17 protein-coding genes are annotated in these 16,533 nt (G+C 35.3%); 9 read left to right on the plus strand and 8 right to left on the minus strand.

Annotated features, from left to right (window positions below; all coding sequences use genetic code 11):
• Positions 1 to 5: 5 nt before the first annotated feature.
• From DYE31_RS03410 to DYE31_RS03430, 5 genes are read right to left on the minus strand one after another with little or no spacing between them, the layout of a single operon-like run.
• The gene (locus DYE31_RS03410) at positions 6 to 695 is read right to left on the minus strand and encodes an urease accessory protein UreF (RefSeq protein WP_015901025.1); all 690 of its coding nucleotides are present in this window, start codon (positions 693 to 695) and stop codon (positions 6 to 8) included.
• Positions 688 to 1,140 (minus strand): urease accessory protein UreE, encoded by a 453-nt coding sequence (gene ureE, locus DYE31_RS03415; RefSeq protein ID WP_015901024.1) that lies wholly within the window; start codon positions 1,138 to 1,140, stop codon positions 688 to 690. The genes DYE31_RS03410 and ureE overlap by 8 nt, the downstream gene beginning before the upstream one ends.
• A gap of 15 nt (positions 1,141 to 1,155) precedes the next feature.
• Positions 1,156 to 2,871, minus strand: a complete 1,716-nt coding sequence (gene ureC / locus DYE31_RS03420; RefSeq protein ID WP_015901023.1) for an urease subunit alpha — start codon at positions 2,869 to 2,871, stop codon at positions 1,156 to 1,158.
• Positions 2,868 to 3,281, minus strand: a complete 414-nt coding sequence (gene ureB, locus DYE31_RS03425) for an urease subunit beta (RefSeq protein ID WP_015901022.1) — start codon at positions 3,279 to 3,281, stop codon at positions 2,868 to 2,870. The genes ureC and ureB overlap by 4 nt, the downstream gene beginning before the upstream one ends.
• A gap of 16 nt (positions 3,282 to 3,297) precedes the next feature.
• A complete protein-coding gene (locus tag DYE31_RS03430; RefSeq protein WP_015901021.1) occupies positions 3,298 to 3,600 on the minus strand; it encodes an urease subunit gamma in 303 nt (100 codons plus the stop codon).
• A gap of 304 nt (positions 3,601 to 3,904) precedes the next feature.
• Between DYE31_RS03430 and yut the strand changes: the two genes are divergently transcribed.
• On the plus strand, positions 3,905 to 4,846 hold the full coding sequence (gene yut / locus DYE31_RS03435) for an urea transporter (protein WP_015901020.1): 942 nt from the start codon (positions 3,905 to 3,907) through the stop codon (positions 4,844 to 4,846).
• Positions 4,847 to 4,914: 68 nt separating this feature from the next.
• Here yut and DYE31_RS03440 read toward each other — a convergent pair whose 3' ends face one another.
• On the minus strand, positions 4,915 to 5,829 hold the full coding sequence (locus tag DYE31_RS03440) for an ABC transporter substrate-binding protein (protein WP_015901019.1): 915 nt from the start codon (positions 5,827 to 5,829) through the stop codon (positions 4,915 to 4,917).
• 228 nt (positions 5,830 to 6,057) lie between these two features.
• Entirely contained in the window at positions 6,058 to 7,206 is a 1,149-nt protein-coding gene (locus DYE31_RS03445; RefSeq protein WP_015901018.1) for an acyl-CoA dehydrogenase family protein, read from the minus strand.
• Positions 7,207 to 7,427: 221 nt separating this feature from the next.
• Between DYE31_RS03445 and DYE31_RS03450 the strand changes: the two genes are divergently transcribed.
• The 3 genes from DYE31_RS03450 to DYE31_RS03460 all read left to right on the plus strand — a co-directional run bounded on the left by DYE31_RS03450 (position 7,428) and on the right by DYE31_RS03460 (position 9,805).
• Positions 7,428 to 8,372 carry a nucleoside hydrolase gene (locus DYE31_RS03450; protein WP_015901017.1) on the plus strand — a complete coding sequence of 315 codons (945 nt, stop codon included), beginning with the start codon at positions 7,428 to 7,430 and terminating at the stop codon, positions 8,370 to 8,372.
• Between the two features lie 98 nt (positions 8,373 to 8,470).
• Positions 8,471 to 9,022, plus strand: a complete 552-nt coding sequence (locus DYE31_RS03455; protein WP_115314362.1) for a biotin transporter BioY — start codon at positions 8,471 to 8,473, stop codon at positions 9,020 to 9,022.
• A gap of 27 nt (positions 9,023 to 9,049) precedes the next feature.
• Positions 9,050 to 9,805 carry a GNAT family N-acetyltransferase gene (locus DYE31_RS03460; protein WP_015901015.1) on the plus strand — a complete coding sequence of 252 codons (756 nt, stop codon included), beginning with the start codon at positions 9,050 to 9,052 and terminating at the stop codon, positions 9,803 to 9,805.
• Positions 9,806 to 9,831: 26 nt separating this feature from the next.
• On the opposite strand, the gene fdhD is transcribed toward DYE31_RS03460, so the two are convergent.
• Positions 9,832 to 10,653 carry a formate dehydrogenase accessory sulfurtransferase FdhD gene (gene fdhD, locus DYE31_RS03465; protein ID WP_015901014.1) on the minus strand — a complete coding sequence of 274 codons (822 nt, stop codon included), beginning with the start codon at positions 10,651 to 10,653 and terminating at the stop codon, positions 9,832 to 9,834.
• Between the two features lie 145 nt (positions 10,654 to 10,798).
• Between fdhD and DYE31_RS03470 the strand changes: the two genes are divergently transcribed.
• The 5 genes from DYE31_RS03470 (at position 10,799) to modA (ending at position 16,522) form a co-directional block, all read left to right on the plus strand.
• A complete protein-coding gene (locus DYE31_RS03470) occupies positions 10,799 to 11,797 on the plus strand; it encodes a LacI family DNA-binding transcriptional regulator (RefSeq protein ID WP_015901013.1) in 999 nt (332 codons plus the stop codon).
• Between the two features lie 89 nt (positions 11,798 to 11,886).
• Positions 11,887 to 13,053: a galactokinase gene (locus DYE31_RS03475; protein ID WP_053464338.1), complete on the plus strand. Its 1,167-nt coding sequence runs from the start codon at positions 11,887 to 11,889 to the stop codon at positions 13,051 to 13,053.
• Between the two features lie 20 nt (positions 13,054 to 13,073).
• The gene (gene galE, locus DYE31_RS03480) at positions 13,074 to 14,063 is read left to right on the plus strand and encodes a UDP-glucose 4-epimerase GalE (RefSeq protein WP_015901011.1); all 990 of its coding nucleotides are present in this window, start codon (positions 13,074 to 13,076) and stop codon (positions 14,061 to 14,063) included.
• Positions 14,064 to 14,080: 17 nt separating this feature from the next.
• Positions 14,081 to 15,577: a UDP-glucose--hexose-1-phosphate uridylyltransferase gene (gene galT / locus DYE31_RS03485; protein WP_015901010.1), complete on the plus strand. Its 1,497-nt coding sequence runs from the start codon at positions 14,081 to 14,083 to the stop codon at positions 15,575 to 15,577.
• A 159-nt stretch (positions 15,578 to 15,736) separates the two neighbouring features.
• Entirely contained in the window at positions 15,737 to 16,522 is a 786-nt protein-coding gene (gene modA, locus DYE31_RS03490; protein WP_015901009.1) for a molybdate ABC transporter substrate-binding protein, read from the plus strand.
• Positions 16,523 to 16,533: the final 11 nt, after the last annotated feature.

A 16,533-nucleotide genomic window follows, 5' to 3' on the forward strand; every position in this document is an offset into this window, starting at 1 on the left:
TCCTCCTATGAAATAAATATTCTGACGTTTACATTTTCATGTTCCATTTGATTTATTTCTAAACCTGGTGCAGTAATTCCAAATTCTGATTCTGCAAGTTCAAAAATATGATCACGTGTTGTTTTCATGAAAGTAATCATGTCAGTCACTACGCGTTGACCAGCAGTTTGTCCGAGCGGTATCGCTCTTACTGCATTTTGAGTCAGCGCTGAAACGTTTTGATATAGGTAATAATCAATAATCATTTCTATATCGATACCAAGAAAATGACCGAGCATAGTAAAACAAATAGCAGGATGTAATTTCGCATTTTTTTCATTATATTGTGCTTCATACCATTGAATCCACTCACTATCGTATAATTCATTGGCAAGTTTTACCATCCGTGTACCCATTTGTTTCGTACCTGTACGTGTTTCTCTCGGCATGTTCTGAACAAATAACATGCGATCTAAATGTAAGATCTTTTCAGGGTCATTTTGATTTAAAGCTTCGTATACAAGACGGATAGCAAGTCCGTCTGCATACGTTAATTGTTCACTTAAAAAGAGTCTCAACCATTCTTTAAAGCTTTCTTCATCATGTACAGTGCCACGTTGAATATATGTTTCTAAACCAAAAGAGTGGCTGAAAGCCCCCGTAGGAAATTGAGAGTCACAGAATTGAAATAATCTTAAAGCTTGATGATCAATCATGTGAATGTCCGATATGTCTGAACGCTTTATTCACTTTACGATCTTCACGTGTATAAGGGATACCTAAAGATTTTAATAAATCTTCAACGAGGTAATCGTATTGAACAAGCATTTCATTTTCAGTAAATTGCGTTGGCAAGTGACGATTGCCGAGTTGGTGCGCAATATCTCCCATTTCCTTTAATGTACGAGGTTGTATCACTAAAATATCTTCTGAATTTACATCTACGACAATCATATTATGATCGTCTTGATATAAAATATCTCCATATTCTAAATCAACAGGGTTTTTTAATCGAATACCAATTTCGTTGCCGTGATCTGTAGTGACACGTTGGATTCTTTTTACTAAATCAGAATTTTCAAGGTATACTTTTTCAATATGTTTTTGTTTTTCTTCTTCTGAAAGATTAGCAACATTGCCGACTATTTCTTCAATTATCATAATTCACTCTATCTCCTAGAATAAGAAGTAACGTTGTGCAAGTGGCAATTCTTTTGCAGGTTCGCTTGTAATTAATTTGCCATCTACAAACACTTCATAAGTTTGAGGATCTACATCTAATTTAGGTGTTTCACTATTGTTTTTCATATCTTTTTTAGTAAGTTGGCGAATACCCTTAACAGGTCGTACCATACGGTGTAATGATAATTGACGTTCAATATCATTCATATAAGCAATGTTTGACACAAATGTAATACTTGTACCAGTTAAATTACCACCATATTGACCATACATTTTACGATATTTTAAAGGTTCTGAAGTAGGGATAGATCCGTTAGCATCACCATTGACTGCTGTATTAATCATTCCGGCTTTAAGTATCATTTCAGGTTTAACACCGAAGAAAGCAGGGTCCCAAATGACAAGGTCTGCAAGTTTACCTTCTTCAATTGAACCTACATATTCTGAAATACCGTGTGTAATAGCAGGGTTGATAGTATATTTAGCAATATAACGTTTAATACGGTTGTTATCATTATACTCTTTATCGCCATCTAAATATCCGCGTTGTTCTTTCATGCGATGAGCAACTTGCCAAGTACGTGTAATGACTTCACCGACACGATCCATTGCTTGGGAGTCTGAACTGACCATACTGAATACACCCATATCTTGTAAAACGTCTTCTGCTGCAATTGTTTCTTTTCTGATACGAGAATCCGCAAATGCAATATCTTCAGGAATAGAAGCGTTCAAGTGATGTGTAATCATAACCATATCTAAGTGTTCGTCTATTGTATTTACTGTATAAGGAAGGGTTGGGTTCGTAGATGAAGGAAGGACATTAGGATAGCTTGCAGATTTAATCAAATCTGGTGCATGGCCGCCTCCTGCGCCTTCTGTGTGATACATATGAATAACTCTATCTTTAATTGCTTTCATAGTATCTTCCATGAAGCCGGCTTCATTCAATGTATCAGCGTGCAAGGCAATTTGCACATCATAATCATCTGCTACATCTAAAGCATGGCTTAAAGCTGATGGTGTAGCGCCCCAGTCTTCGTGGACTTTCAAACCGATTGCGCCAGCGTGGATTTGTTCAATTAAAGCAGTATGATTGTGCGCTTGGCCTTTTCCTGTAAATCCTACATTGATTGGAAGACCTTCAGCTGCTTCTAACATACGGTGGATATGCCATGGTCCTGGTGCGACAGTAGTTGCTTTTGCACCTTCAGAAGCTCCTGTACCACCGCCGATATGTGTTGTTACACCACTTTCAAGTGCAACGTAAGCTTGTTCAGGATTAATAAAGTGAACATGTGTATCAATACCGCCGGCTGTAACGATTTTACCTTCTCCAGAGATAATATCAGTTGATGCCCCAATAATAATATCTACATCATCCATAATATCTGGGTTTCCGGCTTTACCGTATTTCATGATATAACCATTTTTAATACCTAAGTCTGCTTTATAAACTTTATCGTAATCAATAATTACAGCATTTGTAATTACAGTATCAGCAACATAGCGATCATCACGTGTAACGTTTGGGTTTTGCGCCATACCGTCACGTACAGATTTACCCCCGCCGAATGTTGCTTCATCTCCATAATTTGCAAAGTCTTTTTCAATTGTCGCAAACAAATTTGTATCCCCTAAGCGGATAGCATCTCCAATAGTGGGACCGTACAAACTTGTATATTGCGATTGTGTCATTTTAAAACTCATCGATTATCCCCACTTTCTTTATTTGCATTTTGTTTGCCTTCGTCATTTTTAACGCCGGCGTTTGGATGGCCATTTTCTACTCGGAAGACACGTTCTTCATCAATTGCGCCATCTACTAAACCTCGGAAACCGTAGATACGGCGTCTGCCATTGTATTCTACAAGTTGTACTTTCTTTTCATCCCCAGGTTCGAATCTTACTGCTGCGCCAGCAGGGATATCTAAGTGTTTTCCATAGGCTTTTTCTCTATCAAATTTCAAACCAGTATTGGCTTCGAAAAAGTGATAATGAGAGCCGACTTGAATAGGGCGGTCACCGATGTTTTTAACCGTGATGACTGTTTCAGAATCATCTGTTCCTTTATTGATTTCGATTTCAGTTTTCTTAACTATAATTTCACCAGGTTTCACTATGTTTGCCTCCTTTTTAAACGATAGGGTGGTGGATTGTGATTAATTTTGTTCCATCAGGAAATGTTGCTTCGATTTCCAAATCAGGAATCATATCAGAAACACCTTCCATAACATCATCTTTATTTAAAATTTGTCTGCCATAACTCATAAGTTCTGCGACACTTTTACCGTCTCTGGCACCTTCTAACATTTCATAACTGATAATTGCGACCGCTTCTGGATAGTTTAATTTCAATCCGCGAGATTGTCGTCTGCGTGCCAAATCATTTGCTACAACAAGCATCAATTTATCTTGTTCACGTTGCGTGAAATGCACAATAATCCCTTCTTTCAAACGTTTTTCAAATTTATATTGCTTATTTATTCTAAAACCATTCGTTTTATTATACAAGAATTACACACTTATAATTCAGAAAAACTGCGTTCTGACAACATTATTGCATAAAATGTAATTAAAGTATTATTTAAATATATTAGATTTTTCATTTTTTTGAAAGCTAATAAAATTTACCCCCTCATCCATACAAGCAAACAAGCATAGAAATTATAATTATTTTCAGCTTTAATTATTTTTGGTAAAATCAATATGTTTAAAAAACGTTGAAATCAGGTGAAGATAAATGCGTCATTTTACACGCGTCATATTGAAAAACATTTCACAGGTCATTTTATTAGAGAATAGCTGGACAGGATTATTTATTCTAATTGGTTTGTTTATAGGAAATTGGAAGGTAGGATTAGCAGCTTTGCTTTCTAGTATAATCGCTTATTTCATTGCTCCTATTACCAATTACTCTAAAGAAGAAATTAATCAAGGGTTAGCGGGATTCAATCCTGTGTTAACTGGTGTTGCGCTGACTGTCTTTTTAGTACCTGGGTGGAAAAGCGTACTCATGACTTTACTTGCAGTTGTATTAACGATGCCTATTGGGGCAGCTTTCAGAGCGTTGTTAAATCGTTTTGATTTACCGATGCTAACGATGCCGTATGTATTTATCAGTTGGATGTTTTTATTTATGTCTTTCCAATTTGAATATGTAAATGCTGGCGTCAATATATTGCCGTCAGTAGTGAAGGAAATTCAGTTTTCACACCATACCATTAATAGCTTATTAAGCTTTTTGGATGGATTCAGTGAAATCTTCTTGGTTAAAAGTGCAATAGGCGGTTTAATTATTTTAATTGGTATCTTTATTGCATCACGTAAAGCAGGAGTATTTTCAATCATCGCAAATATCGTCGGTGTCTTTGTAGTTATGATATTTGGTGCCAATCATGATGAAATTAATGCAGGATTATATGGCTATAATGTCATCTTAGTCATATTAGCACTGGGTGTGACGTTTAAAGAGGCATCAGTATTTAATAAATATGTGAGTATGCTGTTTGGTATTATTATTACTGTTGTGATGCATGCAGGTTTAGTAACATGGTTAAAACCATTCGGATTACCTGTATTTACCTTACCATTCATTGTAGCAACATGGATTATGCTGCTTGCTGGCAAAAAAGTTGAAACAACTGAAAAAGCTGAAGAAGAGGCCTACCCAGAAAATAAATAGTTTCATTGAACTGAAACAAAACAAAGAGCGGACGGAACAATTTTCATGTTCCATCCGCTCTATTTTGTTTATTTCATAAATTTTTCTTTTAAGTCTTTACGCATATAATCTAAAGTATAAGGATCGTTGAACCAATATGTTTTTGCATCAACATTGATCACATGGTGATCTTTGACTGCTGGCAAGTTTTTCCATAAGTTTGTTTGAGTGTATGAAGGTTCTGCTTTGCCGTCACGTGTTGAAACAATATAATCACCTGCATATTCAGGGATTTTTTCTTGTTTTACTTCAGCCCAACCATCTTTTTTCACAAGTTCTTCTTGTTTAGCTGGCATTTTCAATCCGAAAGCTTGATAGATAACTTCGCCGCCGCGGCCCCAGTTTGGTCCGTAAGTATAAAGCTTTTTATCAAACTCATCTAATAATGATACAGTTGAATCTTTACCGATTTTATCTTTGATTTCTTTGCCGTCTTTAGAAGTTTCTTTTTTCCAATCTTCTGTCCATTTTTTCGCTTTATCTTCTTTACCTAATAACTTACCTAATTCAAGTTGTTGATCAAGGTATTTATGTTTTGCATAGTCGAACACAACAGTAGGGGCAACTTTTTGGTATTTTTTAATGTTTTTATCAGTTGAATATACAATAATTAAGTCTGGCTTTTGTTTGATAACTTTTTCGACATCTTCACTGCCAGTGGCACCGATTTTTTCAACGCCTTTAAATTTATCTTTTAAAACTTTACTGTCGTCTACTTGGCTGTTTACTGCAACAACATTACCACCTAATTTTTTAATACCGCCTGCATATGTAGGTGCTACAACAGCAATACGTTTAGGGTCTTTTGGCACATCTATTTTTTTACCGTTGTCCATAGTATATGAACGTGTTTCTTTCTTAGAATCTTTTTGATCTCCCGACTTATTGCCGCATGCTGCTAGCACAAGTACTAAGATAATCATTGGGATAAGCAGTTTCTTCATTTATAATTTTCCTCCTAATTGAAAACGATTATCATTTATTCTCAATTATAAAGGCTTGTATTGAAATACACAACATTTTTTTAGAAAAATTGAGTTCCATTAGTTGTTTGTTTAAAAATAGTGAGGAATGAATACATATTAAAAGGGGTTGTAAATTGTATGCAAAAGAAAAACGCTATCTTCGATATTAAGAAGATAACGTTTTGTGACATGCTGGCGAATTGTTATTTAAAATAAATCTAATTCAGATTTAGCGATATTCGTATACGCTGCATCTTGCATAGGAGGGTTATGCAAGCCGGCACGCATATCGCGATAATAGCGTTGAAGCGGACGATCCATATCTAAACTTTTCGCACCGACAATACGCATCGCTATATCTACAACTTGTAATCCCTGATTCATTACAAGGACCTTGCTGGCAGATGTTTCATTCCAGACAGGAGCATCTGGTGATTCATTATAAATACGGGCTGTTGACCATAAGAAACCGCGTGCTGAAAGTAATAGAGATTCCATTTCACCGACAGATTGCTGAATTGTCGGTAAATCAGCGATGGTACCTTCGATACTGTTCGGACTATGTTCTTTTGCAAAGTCTTTTGCGTAGTCTGCTGCAGCTTGAGCAATACCTAAATAGACACTCGGAATATGGAGTATCCAGCCATTTGGACGTTTCGGTCCTTTGCCCATTACTTCAACAAAGTTTTCAGCAGGGATTCGCACATCTTTCAGTACTAAATCATGGCTTTCAGTCGCACGCATGCCTAGTTCATTCCAGGTTTCAGCAATTGATAATCCTGGCGTATCTTTTTCAACTAAAAAGAACCCGAAATCACCAGAAGTTTGATCATATCCGCTGACTAAGAAATGCGTCAATGCAGGACTCATAGAAGTGAAAGTTTTTACACCGTTTAAAATATAGTTGTCACCATCTTTTACTGCATGAGTGGAAGGTTTACCGCCTCGTGTTGGGCTGCCAGTTTCAGCTTCACTGACTGCGCGGTTGATGAGTGCACCATTTTTAATATCCTCTGCAAATTTTTCAAGAAGAGGTTTATCCCACATTTCGTGTTCATATAATTGTCCAACCACACTTAAATGCCATCCTATAGATAAAGCAGTCGCACCGTCGATTGAACCAAGATAGCTTTGTAGAATCACCATGTCTTCAATCGTTGCGCCTTCACCGCCATATTCTTTTGGTAAAGTTAATTTTGTATAACCTTCTTTTACAAGCCAATCAATATTTTCATAAGGAAATCTGCTTTCTAAATCATTCTTCTCTGAATAGGATTGGAATTGTTCTTTTACATCTTGAAGTTTTTTCAACCATTTACGTTGAATTTCTGTATGAATTAAACCTGATTCTAGCACCGTTTTTCCTCCTCGTTGTTTCTGAAGTATTAAGTTTAGTGTATCACTCGGATTAATAGCTTGAAAGCAATTTTAATTAATAAAGTTGCTTTCTATCAATCATCATAAAAATTCAGACACATTTAAGAGCTTTCTTTGATTGTATGGTTTAGTTTTGCAATTAAGTTAAAGAGACAATAAAATGGAAGTGTTGAAAAAATAGAACATCACGGAGGGCAAAAATGAAACCAGTATATTTTAACCATGATGGCGGTGTTGATGACCTTGTCTCATTATTCCTGCTTCTACAAATGGAAGAAGTCGATTTGATTGGTGTAAGTGCAATTGGTGCTGACAGTTATTTAGAACCAGCAGTCAGCGCATCTAGAAAAATTATAGACCGTTTTTCTAACAGAAAGTTAGCAGTCGCACCTTCATATGAAAGAGGAAAGAATCCTTTTCCTAAAGAATGGCGTATGCATGCATTTTTCGTAGATGCTTTACCGATTTTAAATGAAAGCAGAATAGAAAAGCGTTCTGCTGAATCTGATTTAGAAGCATATCAAGATATTATAGAGAAGGTAAATCAAAGCGCGCTTCCTGTAACGTTATTATTTACTGGACCTTTAACAGATTTGGCGAAAGCATTGAAGACTGAACCGAATCTCACACAAAATATTGAACGCTTAGTATGGATGGGCGGCACATTTTTAACTAAAGGTAACGTTGAGGAACCTGAACATGATGGTACTGCGGAATGGAATGCATTTTGGGATCCAGAAGCTGTGTATACTGTATTTGAAAGTGATATTAATATTGATATGGTTGCTTTAGAAAGTACCAATCAAGTTCCTTTGACAGTAGATGTTCGTCAGTATTGGGCTGATAGACGTCAGCATATCGGCGTAGACTTCTTGGGGGTATGTTATGCAGTGGTACCGCCTTTAACACACTTTATTACTAATTCAACTTATTTTTTATGGGATGTGTTAACCACCGCTTTTGTCGGAAAACCGGATTTAGTTAAATCTGAAGCCATGCAAGTAGAAGTAATTCCGCATGGTCCAAGTCAAGGACGCACGGTTAAAGTAATGGAAGGTGGACGTAGGGTTAATGTGGTAAATGATGTAGATCGAAATGCCTTTTTTGAATACATGACAAAGTTAGCAGAAAAGGTTGAAGGGTAGAGAAATAAAAATAACACACTTTTAATGTAAACTTTTAGTAAATTCAAGTTAACAATTATGGTATAATCTTTCTTGGATATATTTCAAGGAGGTTTATCATGACTACAAAACATATTACATTTACAGCAATTATGACTGCGATTATAGCTTTGCTTGGTTTAGTACCGCCGATTCCATTGCCATTTATGCCAGTACCTATTGTATTACAAAATATTGGTATTTTCTTAGCAGGTATTTTACTTGGTAAAAAATATGGTATAATCAGTGTCATTGTTTTTCTTATTTTAGCAGCATGCGGATTACCAGTTTTATCAGGAGGAAGAGGAGGAATTGGTCTTTTTGCAGGTCCATCTGCAGGATTCTTATTCTTGTATCCAGTTGTTGCATTCTTGATTGGTTGGTATCGCGACAGAACGATAGAGCGTATTAATTTTATTAAAATATTTATTCCAGTGATTATAGCTGGTGTGTTGTTATTAGACATCGCAGGTACATTAATCATGGGTATGATTACGAATATGCCGTTATCTAAAGCTTTCTTTTTATCATTTGTTTTTATGCCTGGTGATATTGTGAAAGCGGTGATTGCATCATTAATCGGTGCAGCTTTATTAAATCATACACGTTTTAAACAATTGATTCGTTTCTAATTTTTTTGATGAAAAGAGGAATCAGTCATGGTGAAACTTTCAATGAATTTAATTGATGAATCAGGAAATATTGCTTTTCAAGATAACTTTAAGACTATTTACCTTACACCAGAAGCACCCTTAACATATTATTCTAATAAATGGGCCTATCATGAAATGCCTGATTTTGAGCAATGGTTAAAGGATGCAGAAACACAATTAAAACAGCATCATGCACAAGATAGTCATCATCTTATGTTTGCTTTTCCTGAAAATACAGAACTCTCTCAAACTTTTCTGGATTACTTGGAAAAAGAAGGGTTTGAGTTAGGATTAATGGAAATGTATGCGATTGAAGCGGAAGCTTTACAAGGCGAGATTCCAGATACATTAACAATCGAATGGGTTACTAAAGATAAATTAGAGGATTATTTAACAATCCATCGCACATTCGCTATGCAATTTGGTGAAGATTATGCTGATGAATCTGAAAAAATGATTCGGCAAGCATTACTAGATGGAGAGAAAACTAAACGTGTAGTGGCTTATTACCAAAACCAGCCAGTCGGCTCTATAGATATTATCGAAACTGATCAAACCGTTGAGATTGATAGTTTTGGTGTAATTGAAAGTATGCGTAAGAAGGGGATAGGCAGGGCTGTACAAGCCTTTATTGCTGATTACGCAGGTACAAAACCGATTATTTTAGTTGCAGATGGTGAAGATACAGCCAAAGATATGTATATCAAACAAGGCTATACTTTTATTGGCTTTCGTTATCAAATTTTAAAAGAAAATATATAAAAAAAGAAGCTGTGCCTTACAAGAAATTATTCTTGTGAAGGGACAGCTTCTATTCGTTCGGGATGACTATAAACACTGAAGTTTCCGTCTCTGCAAAAACCGATTGCTGTGATATTTAAATCATCTGCTAATGTAACAGCTAAAGTAGTAGGTGCTGATTTCGATAAAATGACACCAACGCCGATTTTAGCAGCTTTAATTAAAATTTCTGATGAAATACGACCGCTGAAAATTAATACTTTATCTCGAACAGGGATATGACGTTCTAAGCAAAAGCCGTATAATTTATCAAGCGCATTATGTCTTCCTATATCTTGACGATGTTCAAAGAATGCATCGCCATCACTAATAGCGGCATTATGCAATCCGCCAGTACGTTTAAATAGTGTACTTGCACTTTGCAAGCGTGTCATCATATTTACTACCTGTTGAGGTTGTAGTTTGATGTGTGACATGGATGTTTTAGCAATTGCTGCATCATTGTGGAAATAGAACTCACGACTTTTTCCGCAACAAGATGCAATCATACGTTTTGTTGAGTACTCGAAGCGGTCGCCTAAGTCCTTTGTAAGTTCTACATGGGCAAATCCTTTACTATCATCTATTTGAATAGATTTCAGTTCACTGCGTTTTAAGATGGCACCTTCAGACGCTAAAAAGCCCAGCACCAACTCTTCCATGTGGTCTGGACTGCAGATGACGGTTGCAAACTCTTCTCCATTGACCATAATTGTTAAAGGAAATTCAGTCACATAACTGTCTGTAGTTTCGAACAACTTTCCATCTTCATAACGGACAATATTTTGATCCGTCATTACATCTATATCATTATTTATATCTTTATTCATAAGCATTGACTCCTTACTAAAAGAATATACTATATTATTCCTCTTTTCAAAAAAGATTTGGACATTTATCTGTATAAAAGGAAATTTAAGTTGAGACGAGGCATTTATAATAGTAAACTCAAAGTAAACAAAAGGAGGCGGGTGTATGGCAAGTATTAGAGATATTGCAAAAGCAGCAGGCGTCAGTCCAGGTACAGTTTCTCGTATATTAAACGAAGACCCGACATTGTCAGTAGCTGATAAAACAAGACAGCGTGTGCTTAAAGTAGCAGAAGAAATGGCTTATCAAAAGGCGACACGCATGAATCGTCAAGTTCAAATTATTACTTATGCTTCTAGAAGACGAGAAATGGCAGATCCGTTTCATCGTGAATTGCGGTTAGCAATTGAAACAGAAATCAAACGGTTAAATCTTACTTTAAAGAAGACCATTCGAGTTGAATCAGAAATGAAAAAACAAGATTGGACTGAGGTTAAAAAAGCAGGTGCACTGTTGGTCATCGGTAATTTTTCCAAAACAGCACTAGAAACAATTTATCAATATAATCCCAATATGGTTGTTATTAATAATCCTGAGGTACCTGATTTTATTGATTCGGTTTATTCAGATTTAGAGAAAACAATGCTGAAATTACTCGATAGAATTATACAAAAGCATCAAAAAGCTCAAATAACATACTTCGGCGGCATGCGAGAAGAAATGTCTTTAGACGGCAGTATTACCTATAATAACGATGTGCGATATCAAGCTTATGTGCAATGGTGCAAATCTCATGATAAAACACCGGATGCACATTTGGTTGGTTGGACGCGTGAAGATGGAGAACAAGAAATTGAATCTTTATCTCAATTGCCGGATATTGTAATAGCGGGCAATGATATGGTTGCTATTGGTGTTATTCAAGGTCTGCAAAAAAATGGCAAACACATTCCTAGTGATGTGAAAGTCATTGGATTTAATGATTTAGATGTAAATCAATATGTAACGCCTTCTTTGACTAGTGTCCAAATTGACATTGAACAATTTGGAAAAAGCGCTGTCGCAATGGCTGAAGATAGAGTTAAAAAAGTCCGTTCAAATGCTTTGCATACGATTGTACAAACGCGTTTGATTTTACGAGAGTCATATGCTGAAAAAGAATAAAATATATTTTGACAAAACATTTAGTAAACAGATAAACTTTAATTGTGTTTACTAAGATTATTTACTGTTTTGTGAGAGGAGAAAGTCCGATGTTGACATCAATGAAATCAAAATTCGATACTTTATTCAATACGCAACCTGAAGTCGCTGCTTTTGCACCTGGACGAATTAATTTAATCGGAGAACATACAGACTATAATGGTGGCTATGTTTTTCCAGCAGCCATTGAACTTGGCACATATGGTTTAGCAAGTAAGAGAAATGATAATAAGATTTGTCTGTACTCGAATAATTTTGAATCAACAGGAACGATTGAATTTTCACTTGATGAATTACAATTCGATACAACACATAGCTGGGCGAACTATCCAAAAGGGATGGTTAAATTTCTAAAAGAATCTGGTTATCAAATAGATTCTGGGTTCAATATACTGATAGAAGGAAACATACCAAATGGCGCAAGTCTATCTTCATCTGCATCTATCGAAATTTTGATGGGGTGGTTATTAAAGGCACTGTTCAATTTAGAAGTTGAAAGATTAGAATTGATTGAACTTGGTCGTAAAGTTGAAAATCAATTTATTGGCGTAAATTCTGGTATTATGGATCAATTCATCGTAGGTATGGGACGCAAAGACCAAGCAATACTTTTAGATACTGCTACGTTAGAGTATCATTATGTACCAACAGAATTCGGAGATTATGTTATTTCGATTATGAATACCAATAAGCGTCGTGAATTAGCTGAATCTAAATATAATGAACGTTTAAAAGAGTGTCAGAGCGCATTGGCATTATTACAACAAGAATTAGATGTGGATGCTTTAGGACATATAGATGTGACTACATTTGAAAAACATGCTTATTTAATAGAAGAAGATGTTTTATTACGCCGTGCACGTCATGCGATAACTGAAAATGCACGTGTTAAAGAAGCATATGCGGCTTTGAATCGAAAAGATTTCATAGAATTCGGCAGACTGTTGAATGCTTCTCATGCTTCATTAAAAAATGATTATGAAGTAACCGGAATTGAATTGGATACTTTAGCTGAAACAGCTCAACAAGTAGAAGGTGTTCTAGGCGCACGTATGACTGGTGCTGGATTTGCTGGGTGTGCAATTGCATTGGTACATAAAGACCGCATTAAAGATTTAGAAGAGGAAGTAACCAAAATCTATAAAGATAAAATTGGATATGAACCCTCATTTTATCACGTTGATATTGGTGATGGAGTAAAGTATATAAAGATATGAAATAAGGAAGGATGAATAAAATGTCAGTTTTAGTGTTAGGTGGAGCAGGGTACATCGGCAGTCATGCTGCTGATCAATTGATAGAACAAGGATATGATGTAGCAGTTGTAGATAATCTTGGAACAGGTCATCGTCAAGCTGTCCCGGAAACAGCACGTTTTTATGAAGGGGATATTAGAGATAAAGCATTTTTAAATCACGTTTTTGAACAAGAAAATGTCGAAGGTGTTTTTCATTTTTGTGCATATTCTTTAGTAGGAGAATCTGTTGAGAAGCCATTAGAATATTTTAATAACAATGTCTATGGCATGCAAGTATTATTAGAAGTGATGAAAGCACATGATGTTAATGAAATAATTTTTTCTTCTACAGCAGCAGTATACGGAGAACCTGAAATTATTCCAATTCAAGAAGATGCACCAAAAGCTCCAACGAACCCATATGGTGAAAGTAAACTTATGATGGAAAAAATGATGCATTGGTGTCATAACGCATACGGTGTGAATTATGCTGCATTACGTTATTTTAATGTTGCAGGTGCAAAAGAGGATGGAAGTATCGGTGAAGACCATAACCCAGAAACGCACTTAATTCCAATCGTATTGCAAGCTGCATTAGGACAGCGTGATGCTATCACTATTTTCGGTACAGATTATGATACAGAAGACGGTTCATGTGTTCGCGATTATTTACATGTTACAGATTTGATTGCGGCACATATTTTAGCGTATCAATATTTAAAAGACGGTGGAGAAAGCGGCGCGTTTAATCTAGGAAGCAGCCAAGGATATTCTGTCATTGAAATTGTAGAAGCTGCACGTAAAGCAACAGGAATTGATATCAAAGCAGAAATTGGTGAAAGACGTGCTGGGGATCCAAGTAAATTGGTAGCATCTAGTGATAAAGCACAACGTGTACTTGGTTGGAAACCTAAACATGATGATATTCATGAAATTATTGAAACAGCATGGAACTGGCATCAATCACATCCAAACGGATATTCAAATTAATTACAGGAGGCCCTATTATGAATTTGAATCGGCAATACGTCAATCGATTTATTGACGATGCAATACAATATGGTGATTATGAAAGAGAAGATAATTATTATCTTCAAAATCTAATATTAGAGATTACAAAAGCTGAAAGTATTGATGAAACTAAAAATAATAATGGATTAGTAAATCCAACGTCAAATGAGATTGCTCAATTTTGGATTCAACAAATGCTGAATAATGGTTTACTAGAAGATGTTGTTTATCAAAAAGAAATAGTTGAAACGAAATTATTAGATTTAATTACACCCAAACCATCAACTATCAATCGTGAATTTTGGAAACGATATGAATCGCATCCGGAAAAAGCAACGGGTTATTTTTATCAAATCTGTAAACGTAATCACTATGTAAAAGAAGATGCTATTGCCAAAAATATCCATTACTATACAGAAACTGAGTATGGTGATTTAGAAATTACTATCAATTTATCTAAGCCTGAAAAAGATGCTAAAGAAATTGCCAAAGCACGTGAAGCAAAACAATCGAGTTATCCAGCGAATGCGTTATGTATGGAAAATGAAGGCTTTGTCGGATCTGTTACTCAAGCTGCACGCCGTAATCATCGTATTGTGAGATTGAATTTAAATCATCAACCTTGGGGCTTTCAATTTTCTCCATATGCATACTTCCCTGAACATAGTATTGTTTTATCAGAAGCGCATGAGCCTATGAAAATTGAGAAACAAACTTTCAGTAATCTTTTACAATTTGTTCAGAAATTCCCTCACTATTTTGCAGGTTCCAATGCTGATTTGCCTATCGTAGGTGGTTCTATTCTGTCTCATAACCATTACCAAACCGGCCGACATACTTTCCCGATGGATCATGCACCTGAAATGAAACAATTTAAAATGGAACAATTTCCTGATGTACAGGCTGCAATCTTGAAATGGCCGATGAGTGTTATCCGATTGAAAGGCGAAGATCTTGATGAAATGACGGAAGCGGCAGATCATATTTTTGAAACATGGAAATCATACACTGATGAAAAACTGGATATCAGAGCGTATAGTCAAGATGGCACACGTCATCACACGGTAACTCCAATTGCACGTTTTAATCAAACAACTAGTGAATATGAATTGGATTTAGTGTTAAGGGATAATCAAACTTCAACACAATATCCAGATGGTATCTTCCATCCACACAACGATGTACATCATATTAAAAAAGAAAATATTGGTTTGATTGAAGTGATGGGAACAGCTATTTTACCTGGAAGATTGAAAAAAGAACTTCTAGAAGTAGAACGTTATGTTCTAGGAGATATTAATGCTGAACCAGGCTCGCACAAAAAGTGGGCAGACAAAATGAAAGAAAAATATAATTTCAATAATGAAAATGCCAAAAATATAATTCATCAAGAAGTAGGAAGAATTTTTAAGCGTGTATTAGAAGATTCTGGTGTATTTAAACAAAGCACCGAAGGTCAAAAAGGATTTGAAAAATTCATACAAACACTGTGAAGTCGGCTTTTGACAGCTTTTTTATTACAAAAAACTAAAAGATAACTACCTGTTAACCTTTGCAATAAAAAAATTAAATAAATTTTTAATATATCGTGAAATTTATTGGATATAGGGGTATAATCAAAAGTGAAATCATTTTTTTTAGGAGGTTTTGTAATGAAAATCAAACATTTTTTGATTGCATTAGTAGCGATTTGTTTAGTGTTAGCAGGTTGTTCTAATTCAGACAGCGGAGACAAAAAGGACAGTAAAAAGTCTGACAGCAATGACAAAAAACAAGAACTACAAATTTCAGCAGCAGCGAGTTTAACAGATGTATCTAAAGATTTGGAAAAAGAATTCAAGAAAGATCATCCAGATGCTAAAATCACATTTAACTATGGTGGTTCTGGTGCTTTAAGACAACAAATTGAAAAAGGTGCACCAGTTGATGTATTTATGTCAGCAAATACTAAAGACGTTGATGCATTAAAAGACAAGAAAAAAGCACATGATACTTATAACTACGCTAAAAACAAATTAGTACTTATCGGTGAAAAAGATTCAGATATTAAATCTGTTAAAGATTTAAAAGATGGTCAAAAATTAGCAATTGGAGAAGCTAAATCTGTACCAGCCGGTAAATATGCTACTCAATACTTACAAGACAATGGTTTATATGATGGTGTTAAAGACAAATTAGTTTATGCTAAAGACGTTCGTCAAGTATTGAACTATGTTGAAAAAGGTAATGCTCAATTAGGTTATGTTTATAAAACAGATTTATATCCTAACAAAACTAAAAATGACAAAGTAAGAGAAATCGAACAAGTCAAATTGAAAAAACCGATTGTTTATGAAGCAGGTGCAACATCTGATAATAAATTAGCTAAAGATTGGATGAAATTCTTAAAATCTGATAAAGCTAAAAAAATTATGAAAGAATATAAATTCGAAAACTAGGAGGAACGTAA

Origin of the sequence: Staphylococcus carnosus (assembly GCF_900458435.1) — a bacterium.
Classification (GTDB): domain Bacteria; phylum Bacillota; class Bacilli; order Staphylococcales; family Staphylococcaceae; genus Staphylococcus; species Staphylococcus carnosus.

Bases quoted from the DNA above. Each gene is read 5' to 3' on its own strand.
- DYE31_RS03460 (WP_015901015.1), top strand. From the start codon at position 9,050: ATGGTGAAACTTTCAATGAATTTAATTGATGAATCAGGAAATATTGCT.
- DYE31_RS03450 (WP_015901017.1), top strand. From the start codon at position 7,428: ATGAAACCAGTATATTTTAACCATGATGGCGGTGTTGATGACCTTGTC.
- galT (WP_015901010.1), top strand. From the start codon at position 14,081: ATGAATTTGAATCGGCAATACGTCAATCGATTTATTGACGATGCAATA.
- ureE (WP_015901024.1), bottom strand. From the start codon at position 1,140: ATGATAATTGAAGAAATAGTCGGCAATGTTGCTAATCTTTCAGAAGAA.
- fdhD (WP_015901014.1), bottom strand. From the start codon at position 10,653: ATGAATAAAGATATAAATAATGATATAGATGTAATGACGGATCAAAAT.
- DYE31_RS03470 (WP_015901013.1), top strand. From the start codon at position 10,799: ATGGCAAGTATTAGAGATATTGCAAAAGCAGCAGGCGTCAGTCCAGGT.
- DYE31_RS03410 (WP_015901025.1), bottom strand. From the start codon at position 695: ATGATTGATCATCAAGCTTTAAGATTATTTCAATTCTGTGACTCTCAA.
- DYE31_RS03440 (WP_015901019.1), bottom strand. From the start codon at position 5,829: ATGAAGAAACTGCTTATCCCAATGATTATCTTAGTACTTGTGCTAGCA.
- ureC (WP_015901023.1), bottom strand. From the start codon at position 2,871: ATGAGTTTTAAAATGACACAATCGCAATATACAAGTTTGTACGGTCCC.
- modA (WP_015901009.1), top strand. From the start codon at position 15,737: ATGAAAATCAAACATTTTTTGATTGCATTAGTAGCGATTTGTTTAGTG.
- DYE31_RS03475 (WP_053464338.1), top strand. From the start codon at position 11,887: ATGTTGACATCAATGAAATCAAAATTCGATACTTTATTCAATACGCAA.
- galE (WP_015901011.1), top strand. From the start codon at position 13,074: ATGTCAGTTTTAGTGTTAGGTGGAGCAGGGTACATCGGCAGTCATGCT.
- yut (WP_015901020.1), top strand. From the start codon at position 3,905: ATGCGTCATTTTACACGCGTCATATTGAAAAACATTTCACAGGTCATT.
- DYE31_RS03455 (WP_115314362.1), top strand. From the start codon at position 8,471: ATGACTACAAAACATATTACATTTACAGCAATTATGACTGCGATTATA.